A 20,132-nucleotide genomic window follows, 5' to 3' on the forward strand; every position below is an offset into this window, starting at 1 on the left:
CCGGATCATTCTCAATACAGGTATATTACTAAACGAGTATTATATCTTAAAACTCAGGGATGTTTTACATCTGCAGGATCTAGAGTTTAGAGTTTCGGTTTACCAACCTTCTCAATTATCCCGATCTATTCATTCATCTAATAACCAATGATCACCAATAAAGGCCAGAGTAAAAGGTGCGTGCTGAGGTATCTGAAGAATTGCAAGAGATTATCCTGAAGACTCTAGAAAAAAAGCCATAAGCTAGGCTAGGTTTCAATCTACCTCCGAAGTCTTGAACAGTCTGAAAAAATTGTGCGGTCAGAAAACAGAACCGGTAGAGAAGCTTCCGATTTAAAGTCTTTTGTATGCTTTTTAAGCTCTTAATGCCTTGGTTTAAGGGGCAGTGAGCTCAATCAAGTTTTTATGACATTATTAACCAATGCTGTTCAAGCTATTCGTTAGGAACGAAGGTACTGTAACTACAAAAAACCTCAATTGAGGGGGGAAATATAATCATTATCATTTCCGATACGGGGCGAGGCATGTCACCAGAACACTTGGAAATATATTCGACTTGAGTTTTACCGTCAAAGGGTGCAAGAATAGGAATCGGAATGGGGTTGTCCTCAGCTTACAATATTATTCAAAAACCTAAAGGTGAAATTAAAGTCGAAAGTGAGATTGGCAAAGGAACAAAGTTCACAATTATTTTGCCTGTAAAATAAAGTTGCCCGGATTCGTAATTTTTTAATATTTAACAGGGTGAACAAAATAAAAAGGATTCTTTATATCCCGACAATCCTGTCAAATGTAGCTGCGATAAAAACAAGAAAAGAATGAAAACAATCGATAGTGGCGCCCATACAGCCGCTAATCTTTATTTATGATCTCAATAAAATTGATGTTCGTGATGGAACCATACCATGATCGGTAGAACCATATAGTGAAAAGAATATTTTTTATTTTATATATTTTAATGGTTTGTTTTACCTCAGTTCGGTCCCAGCAATACATTACTCCAAGTATTGGGTATAGTTTGGCATTTTTTAGTTCTGATGATCTTGATTTATTTAAAGATACGTACAATTCGTTTCATAGGAGTTTTCAATTTGGTTTAATCAAAGGATTTAGTGGCTTAAGTCAGCCGGTTGGAATCCGTCTGGAACTAGGGTATCATCATTTTGGAAAATTGGCGATGTTTGCTAACGTGGGATTTCAAAATGTTTTTACCAAAGATTTTGCGGAATTTGACAATTTTGAAGAAAGAGAATTGATATTGAGACAGAGAAGTTTTCTCATTGAAGGCGGTATTGGACCTCGTATCAAGCAATTTTTTATAACCGGAGTTTTTGCTGTTTATTTTAACAAAAAATTATCACTTGAAAGTTCTTATAGAGCCCCTCCCGATCCTGAAGGGGCAAATCCTTTGAATGGTAAATATGAAAGTAACAATACCATTTCAACCGATTTTGGTATTTCAGTCGGAGTTAATAAAGATCCTGTGATATTAACACTTAAACTTATGTATCCTTTGTTTACCGGAGGGAAAAATGAAGTGTTAACAGATGATAATCTGGCAAAAATTGCAGCCGGAACATCTGTTTTTCCGGATAATTTTGAAAGCTCTTTTTTTAATGAACCATATAAAGGCATTAAATCGAATATTGATGGGTTTAAAATCATTTTAACTCTCGGTATTCCATTACAGGTAAGAGAGTAATATAATTGTCAAACTTCCGAAGTTTTTCTGTATTCTCACCTTTCCCTTGGTGAAGGGGAATATTATGAAGCTAAAAAAAAATCGTTTTCAAAAACTGTTTTATTTGCTTTGTTGTGTGTTACTTCGATAAAATAGGTTTAAATACACTCCATTTCCTGATAGCAATCTAAGGGTTTTTCGGCCTCAATTTTCAGATTTTTCCCAGATTGTATCCCCATTCTATAATTATATCCTGACATTTCCCTGGTCACATTCAAATAGTTTTGAATCTTTTTTCATCATTCGTCCCGACTTGGACTATGATTTTTTAAGACATTCAAATCCCCACGATGAAGAAGCTGTGTGTAAAAGGATTGACAATTAATTTTTATAGAAAATTCAAGAAAAGCATACAATTGTCATCCCGTCGTGACGGGATCTTGTTAAAAAACAACATCTTACATGAGCCAAACTAGATTCCTACTGAATGACATTATGTTTTCACACAACCTCTGAATCGCGGGGCTAAAATCGTACCTTTATTTTAGGATTAAAAGTTGGCGCTATTGTAATAACAGATTCAAACTGTAAAAATCCTTGTAGATAATCTGTTTTTTGATATTTTAAAAATTGTTTAACTAGATATTATGGTTTGGATTAATTCTAACTCGCTCAGTTGCATTTCTTAATTGTTCCTTTATGATTTCATCTGTAACTGGTTCGCTTAAGATGACGCTGGCTCTTTGAATATACCTTGGTTGTAATTTATTTAATGTTAACGCATAAATATCTTGAATATCAATTCTGTCAGGCTCAAATTCCGGGAATTCTGTAAGAACTTTAGGAAGAAGGCTAATAACACGAGTTTCATTTTTGTTTCTAATATCTATTAATGAAATATCTCCAAGCATATATTTTTCTTCTTTATTCACTTTTGCTATGTTGTTCATTTCTTCTATCTTTCATAGAAATTGGAAATTAATAAATATTAGGTTTTAATCAAAAATCATTACTCTCGGTGATATATTATTCACTGGAAAATCATCTCAAAATAGCGCTACCGTGCAAAGTCTAAATTACGCTTTTCCTTATTGGCAATACCTGAAATGATTCCTGCCAGTCCCGTTACTTAGGTTATCGGCAATCGAATTTAAATCATAAGTCAATAGATAAAAGTTGGTTAATAGCAAGGCATCGCCCCATTTTAAGGGAGAGCTTTACACTTAAAAAGAAGGCAGCTCTCACCTTTTTCATATTTGCAAGGGTATTATAAAATTCCGATTCCGAGACCCGTATACGCCTGAAAAATGAGGAATAGAATCGGTTGGCGGATAAATGGTTACCACCAGCACGTATCTACCATCCATTCACCTGACACAACGCCTGATCGTCTGATCTAAGGCAGGAGCCCTTAATGCCGTGGGCTGGGATCTGTGCGGGAGGTACAGAGTAACTGGCATTTCTACCGCGACTTTAATATTTTAAGAGAAAAAATGAACAATATTAAAATGAATCTAAAAACCAATTCCTACCCTCAGAGTTAAGAAATTGCCCACAATTACTGTTATAAGCGATTCCCATAAATTAATCCGGTCTGAAGTTTGTCAGCCTATTCAAAACGCAGATTATGTCATTCATGCCGGTGATATTGGCAGTACCAAAACTTATGTGGATTTTCAGAACCTCAATGCTAATATCATTTTTGTGCGAGGCAATATGGATCGCATTCAAGAACTTCCGGATATCCCCGAAACCAACGCTTTCTCCATATCCGGACATGACTTTTACATCCTCCACGAAATTGACAAGCTGGATATAAATCCCCAGGGAAATTTTGATATTGTCATTTTTGGCCATTCCCATAAACCGGGAAAATACACAAAAAATGGCGTTCTATATCTCAATCCGGGAAGCATTGGTCCACGGCGTTTCACTTTACCCATTTCTTTTGCTAAGATCATCATTGACAAAGAGAATCAATTTACAGTAAAATTCTTTAACATCCTAAATCCTTCCCTTCATGGAGATACATTGATTAATTGACATATTCAAGAAATTATTGCTTGATTAATTCGTTAATTATATGTTAACTTATTATTAATTATAGGCCTTTAAATCAAATAGGTATAAATTAGTGTAAATTTTCATTTTGAAAAAGGCCTGGCAATAGTCATTTTATTGGACATGGATGTCAAATTGACTAATCTCGTGTTCTTTGGGTGGCTTTTGTCTGTCTTCTCACCGAATTTTCCTTCTTAATACACGAAAGACAGGGGCTCCTGCAGGTATTTCCAAGATATTGGATGATGTCTAAATCGTTCTAAGAATAATATCATGAATAATTCTAAGAAAAAAATTGTGCTGCACCTATTTCTTGTTGTAACGATCAACTTTATTCAAATACAGCAAGAGAAAACCGAAGCAGCAATCCCGGATGATTGGCCAAATTATGCCAGCAATCCTTTTTTGATAACTATACCGGAGCCAGTGAAAGATAAACAATTCTTTGTAATCGATCTGAATCAAGATGGCTTATTGGATTTTACATACCGATCTGAATCCAAACTTTTTGCGATTGATCATTTTGGCAATCTAATGTGGCAAGCTTCGGTCGAAAACCCCGATGGAAAAAACGGTGGAACAAGGCATGCCGCAGCAGATATTGACGGTGATAATGTTATCGAAATTCTTGCATTGGATGGCTCTAATCAAATTCTGGTATTTAATGGGTTAAACGGCCAGATTGAACAAACGATTTCATTACCGATCATCGGTCCCAATAACCAATGGTTTCATATTGCCGTAGTTAATCTAAGGGGTAGAGGAGATCGAGATGTTATTCTCCAAACTCTGGATATCCTGGAAACTGAAACAAAAACTGTATCTTTTTATGTCAATCGAAACTTGCTCGCCTGGGATATGGAGAATAACCAGGAAATATGGCGCGTAGTATATGACTATAACGAATCTAATGGGATATATGATGGCTATTGGGGACCTGCGCATGGATCATTCCAGGCAGCAGATGTAGATGGTGATGGCTTGGATGAGGTTGTGGGTGGGAATATGATCGACCATGATGGAACAATTGTAGATTTGGGTTATCCAACAAATTGGGTGGGAATAAAATCCGGAGGCTTTGTCGATCATTTGGATTGTGTAAGTATCGGAGATTTTCGGCCTGATCTGCCGGGCCTGGAATGGATTGTAACGGAAGAAGATCACCAGGGAAAAACAGACTGGCATACCACGATGTTGTCTGCAAATGGCATTATTTGGCGCAAGGAAACCCAGCTTTTCTCCAGAAAAGGCAAAGAGCCTCAAAATGTGGCTGCCGGAAATTTTGATTCGAACCGGTCATTTAGTGAAGTCTGGGTTCGATCCCGATTTGATGGGCCAACTGATTCACAACATCCCTGGATCTTTGATGCTTTTGGCAATGAGTTTCAGGATTATGATATGCAAGATGTTCTATCAGCAGGTTTTAATACGCATGAAAATGGCAATAGTGAGGGGGTGGAGATGATCTCAACCATTGACTGGGAAGGTGGTGAGAAACATTATTTTGCGGCCAAAGCCAGGCACATTGATGGCAATATAGGAGTTTTTGATGCATTAACCGGGGATGCAATTTGGCATACGCCGGAGGATTTTCCGGCGACAAACGCAACCCTGATTTATACGGCGGATATTGCAGGAGACAGTAGGGAAGAAGTCATTATTTATGATACGAGTGGAAAAATACAAATATATTGGAATCAAGCTGAGAATTTGAACCAGCCTGAATCGAGAAAATGGAATGATCCGCTTTACAAACGATTTAAGCAAAATTGGAATTATTATTCACCCGCCGGATATATTAATAAGCCTCCCAGGAAAGCTCAACTCACTGTAGCCGAAAATGGCGGAGGACAGGTCACAGATGCGTTTGGTTTATCCGGTTCAGTCACTTCAGCACAGCTATTTCGGTTGAGTTTAACAGCGTCGGTTGAAGTAGTTAATATGGGATCAAGCTTAACTTTAGGGATATCGTCTTCCGGGGTTGATAGCGGAGATTTTGCTAATCTACAACTCATAGAGGATACAAATAATAACGGGGTTATAGATCCGGGAGAAAATCAAGTAGGTACTTTGGAAAATCCCTTAAACATCGATGATGGAATCACATTTTCTGATTTCTTTGTGCCAGTTGGAACGATTGGTTATATATTTACGGCAGACCTTAATAATTTGGCAGGAGGGGATGAATTAACCGTGTCATTACAGGCGGGAAATATAACTAATGTGACAGGAGCAACAAGTGGTGTTAAGATCAGTGCGACCGGTACTGCAAGCTCCGTGACTCATATTGAAGATGAAGTCTCAAATTTGATATTCAGTGTAGAACGCTCATCCGGTAACGTGTTTTCCAAGGGATCATTCATACCAAGTGGTGCTGACCTGGCAGAATATATTCATGTTTCCGAGCCGGTGGAACCCGGTGACATAGTTGAACTGGATCCTTCAAAACCAAAACAGTATAGAAAAGCCCGGGCTTATAGCCCATTCGTATCAGGTGTAATCACTACGGAACCAGGGTTTACGCTAGGGAATAACCAAGAAAAATTGGAGCCAAACGTGGCTTTAGCAGGTGAAACAACATTAAATCCATGGATATTAAATCGATCATTGCTTGCGCTTGTGGGACAAGTGCCTGTGAAAGCTACAACCCAAAATGGACGAATATTCGTAGGAGATCTGCTGACGGTTTCCGGCAAACCCGGTTATGCCATGCGATGCAGTGAGGCTAAGTTCTGTGAAGGACAGATGATAGGCAAAGCTCTGGAAGGTCTGGAAAACGGGGAGGGGAAAATATTGGTTTTGTTAATGTCTCGTTAGATGATTTTTGTATCTCTACATCTCTCATCCCACTTTGCCGCTACAGCAAAAGTGAGCATATTTCTATTTCAAAATCTTATGGCAAAATACCCGGTTGACATTAGTGCGCCAATGATTTATCTTTATCTTTGAGCAATCCGTTATGTGCATCACAATCAATAATTGAATAATATAATAATAGTGTTATCGTAGAGAATACCTGATGAATAGAAAACATCCTTTTGTAAAAATGGGTTTAATAGGTTTCTCCATAATTATTGTTCTCAACCTGTTTATGCAATACGTACTAGGTGTTGGTGGTGAATCCTGGTGGTCAGCGTGGTTTCCTTTCTATTTGGTTTGGCTCGTATTCCTGGTTATTGGTATAGGACTTTCCAAAAAGAACAAACGTAACCCGGGAGAAAAATAACTTAATACAACATGTATAAACTCCATTAAAACATGGTTTATTAAATACCGGAAGGCACAAGTAAACAAAAAGAAAATTTATAAGTACACTATTAATATTTTTCGGAGTAGTTTTAACATGGTCTGCAATAAATCCGAAAGACTACTTCACCTGGCTATTGGAGGTAATGCCGGCGATTGTTGGATTGTTCATTCTTGCGGTTACCTATAAGAGATTTAGGTTTACCAACCTGGTTTATGGATTAATGCTCATTCATAGTTGTGTTTTAATGATAGGAGGACATTATACCTATGCGGAAGTCCCTTTGGAAGTACAGCAAACAAATTATAGATGTAATTGAAGCCTGGCAGGATTGGGTGTTAAACTCGACTGATGAAAATATGTTTTCAATTTTTCCTTGTACTTCAACAAAAAATACTACTTTTTCAATTGCCGGACAATATTTTGGAACCGTAGCCGAAACAAAAACAATAGTACAGAAATTGATTGATAATACTCCCCAGAGCAATCAGCCCGATTTTTATGCCTACATGCCCTTTGTTTCAGCCGTTCGATACAATGATGGTGAGCCCGGGCAATCCAGTTTTAAAGATACTTCTGGTTTTACGAAAAGTGTTTTAGATTCTAATGCCGTAAAGGAAATTTACAAATGGCTTTCCAACGCACCTTCGGCTAATTGTTTACTGCAAATGGATAGCTTTGGCAGAGCCATTAATAATCTATCTCCTTCTGCAACTGCCTTTCCTCATCGAAATATGAATTTTATTTACCAATTTCAGGCATATTGGGATTCCCCTGATGATAAAAAGAAACATGAAAACTGGGTTGATAACTTCTCAAAGGAAATACGAACCCAATTTATGGAAGATGCTTGTTATAGAAACTATGGTGATGTGACTTTGAGTGATTGGCAATATAAATACTACGCTAATAACTACGCCAAATTACAACAGATAAAACAAAAGTACGACCCTAAAGATTATTTCAAATACTCTCAAAGTATTGAATTACCTGCTTAATCGACGATTATTTGTGAAGTAGAAAAAAACAAACTCAGGATTTGTAGAAATGTTGCGTCGAGGTGTAATGCAATAATCAACTTTACTGAACGGTGCCAATAAAAATTCTTTACACATCATAAGTTGTCTCGATCGTCATAACAAGATACTCAAGTTCGTAAGAATTCTACAGTCGATAAATAAAGGATAAAATTGTGGACACCAAAGCCCTTAAATACATTTCAAAAAATTGCTTCCAATGTGGAAAAGCTTTTGGGTGTGGTTCTAATATCGGAAATGGAAAATGCTGGTGCGCGGAATTCCCGATTCTCCAATCCGCCGATTTAAATCAAGGTTGTTATTGCCCGGATTGTCTTAAAGATAGAATTTTGAAACAACAAAACAGTGAAGAAACAAAATAAAAGAAAATGAAAGAGCTCAGGATAATCAGCCTCATCGCCAGCAGCACCGAGACCATCTGTGCTTTGGGTTTTGAAAAGGAACTGGTCGGTATATCACACGAATGTGACTACCCGCCGTCTGTTCTGTCACTCCCGCAATGCTCGCAGCCCAAGTTCGACGTCCAGGGATCCAGTTTAGAGATCGATAAGCGAGTACGGGATGTTCTCCAAAACGCACTGTCGGTTTACAAAGTCGATGTCGAAAAACTCAAAGAATTAAATCCTACCGTAATTGTTACCCAGGACCACTGTGAAGTGTGCGCAGTTAATTTAAAAGAGGTTGAAGAAGCCGCTTGTGAAGTGCTTTCGTCCCGCCCCAGGATTGTTTCACTGGCTCCCAACACGCTGGCAGACATTTACCAGGGATTCAGGCAGATCAGTTCCGCTTTGGAGGCAGAAAAAAGTGGAGAACAATTGATTGCCCGAATGCAGGAAGGCATTGAGCAGATTGTAGAAAAGGCACAATCTTTAACCAAAAAGCCCAGGGTCGCTTTCCTTGAATGGATCGATCCGATATGGACCAGCGGCAGTTGGCTGCCTGAGTTAATAAAATATGCCGGAGGTATAGATCGTTTGGGTAAAAAAGGAGAACATTCCCATACGATAAATTTTCATGCGCTTCGGGAGACGGATGCCGAGATTATGATCATTGCCCCCTGTGGATATGACATCCCCAAGGCTCAGGAGGAAATGAGTCCGCTTGTTACTCATCCTGAGTGGAAAAACTTAAGGGCCGTGAAAGACAGGCAGGTGTACATCGTAGATGGGAATCAGTATTTTAATCGGCCGGGACCCAGGCTGCTTGACTCATTAAAAATTTTGGCTGAGATTATTCATCCGGAAAGTTTTGATTTCGGATACAATGAAAAAGGTTGGATCAAATGGAAACCAGAATGTTGAGAACAAACACAGAGAGTAAAAAATGAAACTTACAGCATTAATAACCGGAGCATCCAGCGGTATTGGATTGGAATTAGCAAAAATACACGCTTCTAAAGGTGATAATCTGGTATTGGTTGCGAGAAGTAAAAACAAACTGGACGAACTGAAATTGGAATTAGAAAAAAAATATGATAGTTCCGTTTATTCCATTTACAAGGATTTGTCAAACCCTGGTTCCGCCCTGGAAATATATACTGAGATAAAACAGCAAAATATTCAAATAGATTATCTTATTAATAATGCCGGTTTTGGTGTCTTTGGAATGTTTAATGAAACAGATGGGGATAAAGAAAACCGAATGATTCATCTTAACATTACAGCGTTGACACAGTTTTGTAAGCTGTATTTAAAAGATATGATACAGCGTGGAAGCGGAAAAATAATGAATGTTGCATCGACAGCTGCATTCCAACCCGGACCGACCATGGCAGTGTATTATGCAACAAAGGCCTATGTATTGCACTTTTCCGAAGCAATAAACAATGAAGTTAAAGGAACAGGCGTAACGGTAACGGCTTTCTGTCCCGGTGCAACGGAAAGCGGATTTCAAACTGCAGCAGCTATGGAAGAAAGTAATTTAGTAAAAGGGAAAAAATTACCCGGATCAAGAGAAGTTGCGGAGTACGGTTATAAAGCAATGATGAAAGGTAAGGCTGTTGCTATACACGGTTTTATGAATTTCCTTATGGCAAGCTCCGTTCGTTTTTCGCCAAGATCATTAGTCGTTAAAGTAACCAGAAAAATTCAAGGTAAGAAAGATTGAACTGCGACAAGTTTTGATTCACAAAAATGGAGTAAAAAATGAGTTTACGAATCGTTTTTTTGCTGCTTTGTATTTTGGGTTTTATCATGCCATATTCACAATTCATTCCGTTTCTCCAGGAAAATGGTTTAGATAGTGCTCTTTTTTTTCAGCAATTATTTGCTAATCACGTCAGTGGATTTTTTGGCTGGGATGTCATTGTTTCATCAGTGGTTCTTATCATTTTCATCCTATCAGAATCTAAGAGAATTGGCATGAAACCAACCTGGTTGCCAATTATTGCAACATTTACGGTAGGTGTTTCATTAGGTTTACCGCTTTTTAACTATTTGAGACAACTTAAACTGGAGCAAGTACATACGCAATAATCAACCCACTGCATGGGCGCGTAGCGATCCATCCGAGTATCTCAGTCAGGATTTGCGTGCACATGCCATTCTCCACGATGTCCCGCTGCATGACGTGTGGCGGCTGGACTTGCAGGGTGGTGGTGACGGGCGCACGGTTGCCGACATCCGCACGCTGGTCTCGGCGATCCGGCTGAGTGGTTTGGTTCGATTGCTGTTCGCTATTCGATGGCTGCTGGGTCGGTTGTTTAGATGGGATCGGGAGTCTGCAGGCGGTGAGGGTTTGTTTCAACTTCGCATCACGGAAGCGGATCGAGCCCGCTCCACCGTTGCCACCGGTACCAAAGACGGACCGTTCACCGTGCTATACGTTCATCCGACTGAAGCGATGAGTGAGATACGTAATTCGACGGTGCACGCCGCGCTTGTGTGGGTATTAATTCGACGTAAAGACGGGTATCCGGTTGTTATGGGCCATCTATGTGAAACCGGTTGGATGGTTTACCGCTTTCTACATGTTTCTCATCGAACCGTTTCGGCGATGGATTGTGTATCCAGCCCTATTACGTTGTCTGCATCGCTCATGGTGCTTAATATATCCTGGTCAAACACTAATTAATTACATTCAGGTTAAAAGTGCAGCTTTCTTAAAATCTTTTCATAATTTAATCATTTTTGTGAAAATTGCCGAAAAATTATAATAGAGAGGTTGACTTTCTAAGCATTCGATCCCTTTTATAGCAAATTTCATGTGAATATGATTAAAAATGCGATATTCGTTTTATAGCAATTCATATTAAAATTCGAGGCATTTCATGATTACCAAGAAGGGTATAACGACACTATCCAGGTTTCTTATTGATCAGGAAAGAGGATTACCTGAAGCAACTGGGGCGTTTTCCTATCTTTTTTCTGATTTATCCATTGCTGCAAAAGTAGTAAATAGTTCGGTGAATAGAGCGGGACTTGTCGATGTATTTGGATTTAGCGGAAGTGAAAATGTCTATGGCGAAGCGGTAAAAAAATTGGATGAAATCGCCAATGATACGATCATCAAAGCAATGGATCATGGCGGGCATGTCTGTGTTATGGCATCGGAAGAAAATGAGGATATTATACCCATTCCCAATCACTTTAAAAAGGGTAATTATGTTTTAATGTTTGATCCGTTGGATGGATCATCCAACATAGAAGCAAACAGCAGCATCGGAACTATTTTTTCAATTTATAGAAGAATAACTAAAAGTGGGGACGGAACATTGGAAGATTGCCTGCAGCCGGGTTACAAGCAAGTGTGCGCCGGTTATTTCTTGTATGGTTCCAGTACAATACTCGTTTATTCTACTGGTGCTGGTGTGCATGGATTTACTTTCGACCCGATGATAGGAGAGTTTTTACTTTCTCATGAGGATATTAAAGTGCCTAAAAATGGCAAAACTTTTTCTATGAACATGGGCAATATGAATAAATGGGCGGAAGGTTTACACAGATACTTTGATCATGTTACCACGCTTGATTCGAAAACAAACCGGCCTTATAGCCTGCGTTATAGCGGGTCCTTGGTTGCAGATTTCCATCGCAATCTTTTGTATGGCGGTGTGTTCCTTTATCCCGGCGATAAAAATAATCCGAAAGGAAAGTTGCGGTTGTTGTATGAAGCCAATCCGCTTGCTTTTTTAATTAAACACGCCGGTGGCGCGGCCAGCGACGGTGTTACCCCAATTCTCCAGAAAAAGCCGGAAAGTCTTCATGAAAGAACACCACTATTCATTGGCAGTAAAGAAGAACTACAACTTGTTGAAGAGTTTATCCAGGGCAAGAGATAAGTAATTCTTGAAATGAAAAAAAGGCCAAGTATTGAAATTCCCAGCCTTTTATAAACCAGATTGAATTATCCCTAAGCACTTAAAAACTAAGATTTAACGGTTAACACTCCTTTGTCCAAGCTCTTCTTGTTAAAAGTAATAGACAGGATTAACAAGATTCTTAAAAAATGGCATCACGAAATATATTTAAGCGATATTAGAAAAGCGGCGCCGGAGAAATGGAAAACCATCATTCGGCAACCGATGGCATGAATTTTCATAAATAACAAAATGGCAAGCATCAAATTACAACAAAAAAAGTGACAAAGGCACAAAGTTTTAAATAAATTCCAATTTTCAAACTTCCAAATCATAGATTTACTATTAAGAGTTTGATCATTGGTCTTTGAGTTTTGTGATCCCTGAACAAATCAGGGATAAGCTTATTTGAACTTTTGGATTTGCTTTTTGGAATTTTCTTTCTTGGATAATTTAGTTCACTTGATTCATAAAGACTAGAATTAGGAGTTTTTTAATGAACCTACTCGAACACATTGCCGACCAATTGGAGAGGATCTATGATGGGGACGCCTGGCATGGGGACGCCATTAAACCTATTCTGCACGGTGTGGATTCCCAAAAAGCCAATCGGAAACCCATTCCAAATGCTCATAGCATTTGGGAAATCGTAAACCATACCGCTGCCTGGCAGAATACTGTAATGACCTGTTTACAAGGAGAAGCATACCATAACCTGGATGGAGAAGAGGATTGGCCGCCCATCGAAGAAACCAGTGAAGAAGCATGGCAGACCGCATTGAAGGCATTGGAAGAAGCAACCTATTCGCTTAAGAGTTCTATCCTAAACTTTTCGGAAACCCGGTTGCACGAGAATGTTCCCGGTAAAAACTTTACTTTTTATGTGCTGTTACATGGTGTTATCCAGCATAACCTCTACCATGCCGGACAAATTGCTTTGCTAAAAAAGGCGGGTTGATCAATGAGCAATTGACAATGAACAATGATCAATTAGCAGTTAGCAATTATGGGATGGGGAGTTGGAGGAATTTAGGAGACAGGAGAAAAGAGCCAGGGACTGAAAGCAAGCTGATTGTTCCATGGCTTGTTTGATACCATGTTCCCCCAACATCGTTGAGGGATTTTGCAACCCCTGGCATAGACGAAGGGCATCACACCGAAGTTGAAAATAAATTTACTCTAATACACAAATGATCAAAAGAACTTGAAAAAACTGTTTTTTACGCTCACTATAGAGAATTTCTTTACAGGCACCCAACTTAAGGATAAACCAGGTGAATTGGACACAAAATATAAAAAATGCAATCACTAACATCGATGAACTTTTAGAAACTCTGGAAATCCAAAAGAAGGATTTGCCTGCCACTATCGATGAAATCAAGGAATTTCCACTAAGGGTTCCGAGAAGTTTTGTCGCCAGGATGCGGAAAGGCGATCCTCATGATCCGCTGTTAAAACAGGTGCTCCCGCTTTCTCTGGAAACCAAAAAAACTCCCGGGTATTGTACCGATCCACTCAACGAGCAGCAAGTGGCAAACGAGGCGGGATTCCTGCATAAATATTTTGGCCGCGTTTTGCTAATCCTTACCGGGGTTTGTGGTATTCATTGCCGTTATTGTTTCAGGCGCCATTTTCCATACGCTGAGTACTCCTTAAAATCCTCGCAGTGGGAAAGCGCTTTGAACACCATTGCTTCGAACACAGATATAAAGGAAGTCATCCTCAGCGGTGGCGACCCGTTAACCCTTGCGGATTCAAAACTAAAAGAGCTAGCCTGCAAACTTGCATCCATATCGCATGTGGAATTCATCAGAATACACACAAGAATGCCGATTATCATTCCCGAAAGGATCAATGATGAATTATTAGATTGGTTTACCGGAACCCGCCTTAAACCGGTTTTGGTCGTCCATGCCAATCATGCAAATGAAATCAATGGAAATGTTAAAGCTGCAATGTGCCGTCTGAAAGAAACCGGAGTCACCTTATTGAATCAAACCGTTTTGCTCAAAGGAGTTAATGATAGTGTAAAGGCGCTTCGCGATTTAAGCTATGCTTTGTTCGATTCAAACATTCTTCCGTATTATCTCCATCTGCTAGACAGAATCCAGGGAGCTGCACATTTTGAGATAGATGAGCAGAAGGCAAAGGAATTGTATCAGGAGCTTATGAATTGTCTTCCCGGTTATCTTGTACCGCGCATGGTGAGAGAGGTGCCGGGTGCAAAGGCAAAGGTCTTTGTTTTAGGTTCGTCCACCGAATAGTTTGCAAGATAAGTCTTAAAGTTTCTCTTTTTATTGAAAGAAACTTCTAATGAATTATCAGAATGTCATTTCGAGAAGCAAAACAATGAACATTTTGTGACGACCAAGTTGTTTTTGTAGGTAGGTACTAAAAGATTTCTCGTCGTAAACTCCTCGAAATGACAGTATTATATGTAGTCTCTATATTTTCATAGTTGCAGAAATCAACCACAAAAAAATGCCTCCCAACTAGTAAAAGATGGGAGGCATTAAAAGATTGTTTCACCCCGAATAACTGCAAATAATTTACAAAGAAAGCCACCTGTTCACTTTAATCAGGAAGACATTGTCCGGATAAACATTAAACAAGTCTTCAAGGTCGTTTTTGAACGAGAATGCACCGTTTGACTCAAACCCGGTTCGGCTTTGTGACCACACCAAAAAGACGGTCGAGCCGGGACTATACTCCCACCTGACCACGAGATTGGAACGTAACTGGCGAAAATTGAAGTCAGGCTGGCCGATGGTATAATCAACGGTTCCATCCAAATTTTCATCGATTTCATATTGATCAGCAGCAGAGTTGAATCCGATCTCATCGCCGGCAAAGGTATGAAATCGATCTTCATAGTTGTCTGCCCGCGGTGCGGTAATCCTTTTGAATTTTGAATATTCTCCTGCCGAAACAAATGGCTGGCCATAATATTGAATAGACAGGTTAGGGGTGATGCTGTAATTGAGCCGGAGAGTAATGCCAAGGGTTTTTTGATCGATTCGTCCAAAGAGATAGCGATCTTCGCCGTCCATTGAGTTTGTATCCAGGTATTGCAAGTCAGATTTCCTGATATTGTAGAATGGATTCACGCTAACAGAAATCGAATTATGGGGACGGAACAACATCGAAAACCGGAAGTTGTGATACCCGGAATCGCCTTCATCTTGCCAGCCATTGGAACCGCCGACACTAAAACTGATTGACTTACGTCGGTCCGTTGAGAGGTTATACCATTGGTTCCACTGTGATGGGAATTTCATCGCTGGTCCACCGCGTAATGCGCTTGTAGATAAATTATGGCCTTCCCTTCCGATGCCAAACCATAAACTCCAGTAATTCTTGAATTGGCCGCCGCCATTTATATTGCCACCGGTAAACACCGTTTCACCACCAAAATTTCTTCCAAGCCATTGGTTGACATTGATATTCATAAAACGAAAAATACTAAAGGGTTCGGTGACCCGATAACCGGCCCAGGTATACTGCAGAATTCGATCTGCCTGGCGCATGAAGCCGACATCATTCAGTTCAAGACCTGGCGAGCGCCACATCCCGCCAACAGAATATCTTAGTGAGCTATTTCCACCTTTGCTAAAATTAACGTAGCCGCCATGGCCCGAGAGAGAAGTTCTAGACGGATCAACGGATACGTAATCCGCATCCGGCCGCTGGAAATATCGCGCCGAGGATTCTTGCAGGTTCAAGATCGCTTCTTCATCACCCTGAACAGTACTGAATGACCCTTTCAGTTCAAATTTATAGGTTTTGTCCTTCCATTGATGCCTAAAATCAATACCGCCGGAATACGCTGCTTTATTTAGAAAATTCAGGTTTTCAGTCTTAATGTCACGATTTGTTGCGGTTATCATACCACCAATTGCCGTGTTGCCATCGTTGTAGTCTTTTTGGACTCGACCGACAAAATAGTTCGTTAAGGGTTCGACAGCTACTTCACGTCTCTGGCCATTCAAATCGATTGTGGCATTTTCTTGACCCGTAACTGCATCCATGATACCGATTGAAAGCCCACCCTGGGTTTTTCCGGTAAGTTTTACCGCAGTCTCAATTGAGGTGGACCTTGGCATATCCAAAAATTCATTGGCGCCAACTACAGGGGTATACCGCGGCGACCGTCCGATTCTCCTGGAATAAAACAAGCGATCGTTCGAAAATCCCCCGTCGCCGCCCATCAATCTAAAATTAAAAATATTCTGACCCTCGATAAAAAACGGCCTTTTTTCCGAGAAGAAGGTTTCGAATGCAGAAAGGTTCAGTTCGGAGGGATCCGCTTCCACCTGGCCGAAATCCGGGTTGACTGTAAAATCAACGGTGAAATCGCTGGTAATGCCGATCTTGCCATCCAGGCCGCCGGATATTCTGCTGTTTTGGCCGTCTCTAAATGGATTGCCGGCCTCTTTCTGAAATCGATTGACGTTGCTGACGGAATAGGGCAAAAGCTCGATCCGGCGCGATGGCTTAATGCCTTTTATTCCGTGCAATTCGCCAAAATAGCTCACCCAGCCTGAACTCTTCCTCGGAATAAACTGCCATAATGATCTCTCTTCTTCCCTGAAATAACGCCGCTGAACCTGAAGTCCCCAAATATGTTCCTCTTTGTCGGCAAATCGAAGCTGGCTAAATGGAATACGCATCTCAGCCGACCAGCCTTTATCGTCTTGTGATACACCCGCATACCAGACCGGGTTCCAGTTGCTGTCCCAATTGTTACCGTCATTGGAAATGGCTTCATCACCTTTTACCCCCGCTGCAGTAAGTGTGAAAGAAAAGGCAGTACGATGATCGAAATAGCTATCGATATTGATTTCAACCCAATCGCCATCAAAGCCATCTCTGCGCGTCACACGTTTGACAATCTTACCAGGTTCGGTGTCGTACGCACGAATCGCGATATATAAATTCTTGTCATCATAGTAGATTTTAAATTCGGTATTCTGGGAGGGTTCTTTTCCTTCATTAGGTTCCCATTGCGTAAAATTACCAGCCCATTCATTTTTCTTCCAAATCTCATCGTTTAGCATGCCATCTATCACAGGGGGATGAGGGTTTATTTTATTAGCAGTATATATCCTCTTTTCAACCGGGGCTTGCATGGCGAAGCCATTGGATACGAATAAAACGAGCATAGCGATAAAACTTATTCTCTTCACGATAGTTCTCCTGGATTATTTTACGGGTTTCATAGTTACTTTACTAATTGCTTTTAAATTGAGACGGATTTAGTAGAAAAAGGTTACCAGGTAATCACACTTTATTGAGGAAGTTGGGAATTTGAGGTTGGTAATATATGAGTTGAGTGACAGTTTAATTGTAAATCCCCGAATAATAACTTGATTTACTGACTTGTTATGCTATATTCTTCACAAGAAAAAAGGAATATTCAAAATTAATTAACTTGGATAATTCAAGAATCATGCCGTCGCGACGGCATGACAGTGATAAGGTTTATGAATAGATCAGGTTAATTGTATTAAAATGGCCTTATTTTGGAAAGCTAGTCATAGCAGATAATTAAATTAAAGAAATATCTTTTGTGAGCTAATTATGATTTCAATTGATTTGCCAAGTAGTCTTGAAGAACACTTCAGGGAGATTGTCCGTGATGATTATGATGGAGACATGCAAGCCGCCATTACGGCATTCTTACAGTTACATAAAAGATTTGGCCGGAAAGAACAACTACATGACGATGTAGAGTCTATTCGTTCCGAAGTGCGTCGAAAGGGTGGTATCAAATCTAAAACAATAGACAACACTGTTAATAAATACCGGAAAAATGTAGACGGGGTAAGTGGATAAACTCCTTAATGCCGGTATTAAAATTGTACGAATTCGTAAATTCTTGATGGGATTAGAAAATTTAGAAAAGAATCGACAGAGATCAATAGAATGAAAAGGTATATATAGGTTAATTCAAGGATTGTAGTTCTTTAAGAAGGAGTAAGATTATGAAAAAAGTAGTAAAATTTTTATTTTGTTCTTTACTAATAGTTGTTGCCATTTCAGCAACGGTATCTGCGCAAGAATTAATCTCCAAATCACCGGACAAAGCAAAGCTATATTTCATCGAGCCCAAGGACGGGCAAACGGTTCCCCTTACTTTTTCAGTAAAATTCGGTTTGGCCGGTATGGGAGTAGCGCCTGCCGGCGTTAATGTGGAAAATACCGGGCATCATCATATTCTTGTTGATTTGGATAAACATCCTGATATGACTAAACCATTAATGATGACAGACACCATCAGGCATTTTGGCGGAGGACAGACGGAGACAGAACTAACGCTACCTGCCGGGAAACATACCCTTCAATTGCTATTGGGAAATTATCTTCATATCCCTCATGATAAACCGGTTTTATCAGAGAAAATCACAATCACTGTCAAATAGTTTCAAAATATGATTGTATATGGATTTTCGGCAATTTCCCAAAGTTGAACTTCATCTGCATCTTGATTGCTCACTGAGTTTTGATGTTGTAACAAAAATAAATCCCGGTATACCATTTCAAGATTATGCAGATAAATTTATTGCACCTTCAAAATGTACTAATCTAGCGGATTTCTTAACAAGGGCCACCCAGGGTATCCGGTTAATGCAATCTGAAAAAGAATTGGGACTCGTGGTTGCTGATTTATTTGAACAACTTAAAAATGACAACATTCTGTATGCCGAAATTCGTTTTGCCCCGCTTCAACATATGGAGAATGGTTTGCAAGCTGAAAACGTTGTCGAAATTGTTGAAGAAGCGACAGCAAAAGCAATCGAGTTAACAAATATTGAGTCAAGATTAATTCTTTGCACATTACGCCATTTTTCCGAGGCTCAAAGTTTGGAAACTGTGAAACTTGTAAAGCATTTTCAAGGAACCAGGGTTGCCGGGTTTGACATTGCTGCCGATGAGGCCGGTTTTCCTATCGATGAACATTTGGCGGCGTTCCATTACGCATTCGATAACAAAATTCCTTGCACAGCACATGCGGGAGAAGCGCGGGGACCCGATAGTATGTGGGAAACCCTGGAAAACTTTCGTCCTTTAAGAATCGGTCATGGTGTGAAAAGTATAGAAGATCCGGAGCTTATCGAATATTTAAGAAAAGAGGGCATCCATCTTGAAGTTTGCCCAAGCTGCAATATTCAGATTGATGTTTTTGACCAATACGAAAATCACCCCATCAATAAATTGTATGAACTGGGTATTTCTCTCAGTGTGAATACGGATACTCGAACTATTACTAATATCAATTTAACCGAAGAATATGAAAAACTGCACCATGTATTCGGATGGGGAAAAGACCATTTTTTGAAATGCAACATCAATGCGATTCGGTCTTCTTTTATAAGTCAAGATTTAAAATCAAACTTGATAAATCAACTTAAGAGTGAATATCATGGACTGGATTTAGAGGCATAATTATTTCCTTTCATTTAGGCTTCGATTGAGCTCTATTATACCTTTGTTTATATTGACATTTTTGATACTTTTGCGCTATTGGGAGATTGTTTACACACCCCTAAAAATCCTCTCAAGAATCTCAAGAGGGGACTTTGAATAGCTAAAATCCAAAAATGAAGGACTATTTGTTTAGTCGAATGAGTTGAGAATTATAACAAAAATAGATCACAAAATTATGAAATTTCCAAAGTCCCCTCTTGACAGGCTGTTGCAGAATACACATATCTGGCGAAATGTCATTCTGAGCGAAGTGAAGAATCTCTTGATTTTATTGGGTTTATGACATTTCAGAGATCCTTCGCTACGCTCAGGATGACAATT

19 protein-coding genes are annotated in these 20,132 nt (G+C 39.6%); 17 read left to right on the forward strand and 2 right to left on the reverse strand.

Going from position 1 to position 20,132, the window contains the following annotated elements:
• Positions 1–1,018: 1,018 nt before the first annotated feature.
• Positions 1,019–1,702, forward strand: coding sequence for a hypothetical protein (locus IIC38_14595; protein MCH8127163.1), 684 nt, complete (start codon positions 1,019–1,021; stop codon positions 1,700–1,702).
• Between the two features lie 617 nt (positions 1,703–2,319).
• Here IIC38_14595 and IIC38_14600 read toward each other — a convergent pair.
• The gene (locus IIC38_14600) at positions 2,320–2,592 is read right to left on the reverse strand and encodes a late competence development ComFB family protein (protein MCH8127164.1); all 273 of its coding nucleotides are present in this window, start codon (positions 2,590–2,592) and stop codon (positions 2,320–2,322) included.
• Between the two features lie 637 nt (positions 2,593–3,229).
• On the opposite strand from IIC38_14600, the gene IIC38_14605 reads away from it, so the two are divergent.
• The 13 genes from IIC38_14605 (at position 3,230) to epmB (ending at position 14,587) form a co-directional block, all read left to right on the forward strand.
• Positions 3,230–3,724 carry a YfcE family phosphodiesterase gene (locus IIC38_14605; GenBank protein ID MCH8127165.1) on the forward strand — a complete coding sequence of 165 codons (495 nt, stop codon included), beginning with the start codon at positions 3,230–3,232 and terminating at the stop codon, positions 3,722–3,724.
• Positions 3,725–4,015: 291 nt separating this feature from the next.
• Positions 4,016–6,559 (forward strand): hypothetical protein, encoded by a 2,544-nt coding sequence (locus IIC38_14610; GenBank protein MCH8127166.1) that lies wholly within the window; start codon positions 4,016–4,018, stop codon positions 6,557–6,559.
• Between the two features lie 202 nt (positions 6,560–6,761).
• Complete coding sequence (locus IIC38_14615; protein MCH8127167.1) at positions 6,762–6,968, forward strand: hypothetical protein; 207 nt, start codon at positions 6,762–6,764, stop codon at positions 6,966–6,968.
• Positions 6,969–7,047: 79 nt separating this feature from the next.
• A complete protein-coding gene (locus IIC38_14620; protein MCH8127168.1) occupies positions 7,048–7,308 on the forward strand; it encodes a DUF2238 domain-containing protein in 261 nt (86 codons plus the stop codon).
• Complete coding sequence (locus IIC38_14625; GenBank protein MCH8127169.1) at positions 7,259–7,987, forward strand: BBE domain-containing protein; 729 nt, start codon at positions 7,259–7,261, stop codon at positions 7,985–7,987. Before IIC38_14620 ends, IIC38_14625 begins: the two co-directional genes overlap by 50 nt.
• 194 nt (positions 7,988–8,181) lie before the next feature.
• Positions 8,182–8,388, forward strand: a complete 207-nt coding sequence (locus tag IIC38_14630) for a cysteine-rich CWC family protein (protein ID MCH8127170.1) — start codon at positions 8,182–8,184, stop codon at positions 8,386–8,388.
• 6 nt (positions 8,389–8,394) lie between these two features.
• A complete protein-coding gene (locus tag IIC38_14635; GenBank protein MCH8127171.1) occupies positions 8,395–9,327 on the forward strand; it encodes a cobalamin-binding protein in 933 nt (310 codons plus the stop codon).
• Positions 9,328–9,349: 22 nt separating this feature from the next.
• Complete coding sequence (locus IIC38_14640; protein ID MCH8127172.1) at positions 9,350–10,132, forward strand: SDR family oxidoreductase; 783 nt, start codon at positions 9,350–9,352, stop codon at positions 10,130–10,132.
• A gap of 38 nt (positions 10,133–10,170) precedes the next feature.
• Positions 10,171–10,500: a DUF2834 domain-containing protein gene (locus IIC38_14645; protein MCH8127173.1), complete on the forward strand. Its 330-nt coding sequence runs from the start codon at positions 10,171–10,173 to the stop codon at positions 10,498–10,500.
• Between the two features lie 109 nt (positions 10,501–10,609).
• Positions 10,610–11,098 carry a DUF2867 domain-containing protein gene (locus tag IIC38_14650; GenBank protein ID MCH8127174.1) on the forward strand — a complete coding sequence of 163 codons (489 nt, stop codon included), beginning with the start codon at positions 10,610–10,612 and terminating at the stop codon, positions 11,096–11,098.
• Between the two features lie 196 nt (positions 11,099–11,294).
• Positions 11,295–12,305, forward strand: coding sequence for a class 1 fructose-bisphosphatase (gene fbp / locus IIC38_14655; GenBank protein ID MCH8127175.1), 1,011 nt, complete (start codon positions 11,295–11,297; stop codon positions 12,303–12,305).
• Between the two features lie 514 nt (positions 12,306–12,819).
• Positions 12,820–13,281: a DinB family protein gene (locus IIC38_14660; GenBank protein ID MCH8127176.1), complete on the forward strand. Its 462-nt coding sequence runs from the start codon at positions 12,820–12,822 to the stop codon at positions 13,279–13,281.
• Positions 13,282–13,588: 307 nt separating this feature from the next.
• Complete coding sequence (gene epmB / locus IIC38_14665) at positions 13,589–14,587, forward strand: EF-P beta-lysylation protein EpmB (GenBank protein ID MCH8127177.1); 999 nt, start codon at positions 13,589–13,591, stop codon at positions 14,585–14,587.
• A 285-nt stretch (positions 14,588–14,872) separates the two neighbouring features.
• On the opposite strand, the gene IIC38_14670 is transcribed toward epmB, so the two are convergent.
• The gene (locus IIC38_14670; GenBank protein MCH8127178.1) at positions 14,873–17,452 is read right to left on the reverse strand and encodes a carbohydrate binding family 9 domain-containing protein; all 2,580 of its coding nucleotides are present in this window, start codon (positions 17,450–17,452) and stop codon (positions 14,873–14,875) included.
• A gap of 466 nt (positions 17,453–17,918) precedes the next feature.
• Here IIC38_14670 and IIC38_14675 point away from each other — a divergent pair, with 466 nt between their 5' ends.
• The 3 genes from IIC38_14675 to add all read left to right on the forward strand — a co-directional run bounded on the left by IIC38_14675 (position 17,919) and on the right by add (position 19,769).
• Positions 17,919–18,158, forward strand: a complete 240-nt coding sequence (locus tag IIC38_14675; GenBank protein MCH8127179.1) for a hypothetical protein — start codon at positions 17,919–17,921, stop codon at positions 18,156–18,158.
• Between the two features lie 149 nt (positions 18,159–18,307).
• Positions 18,308–18,745 carry a DUF4399 domain-containing protein gene (locus IIC38_14680; protein ID MCH8127180.1) on the forward strand — a complete coding sequence of 146 codons (438 nt, stop codon included), beginning with the start codon at positions 18,308–18,310 and terminating at the stop codon, positions 18,743–18,745.
• Between the two features lie 19 nt (positions 18,746–18,764).
• Positions 18,765–19,769, forward strand: a complete 1,005-nt coding sequence (add, locus tag IIC38_14685) for an adenosine deaminase (protein MCH8127181.1) — start codon at positions 18,765–18,767, stop codon at positions 19,767–19,769.
• Positions 19,770–20,132: the final 363 nt, after the last annotated feature.

The organism is candidate division KSB1 bacterium (genome assembly GCA_022566355.1).
GTDB lineage: Bacteria > Zhuqueibacterota > JdFR-76 > JdFR-76 > DREG01 > JADFJB01.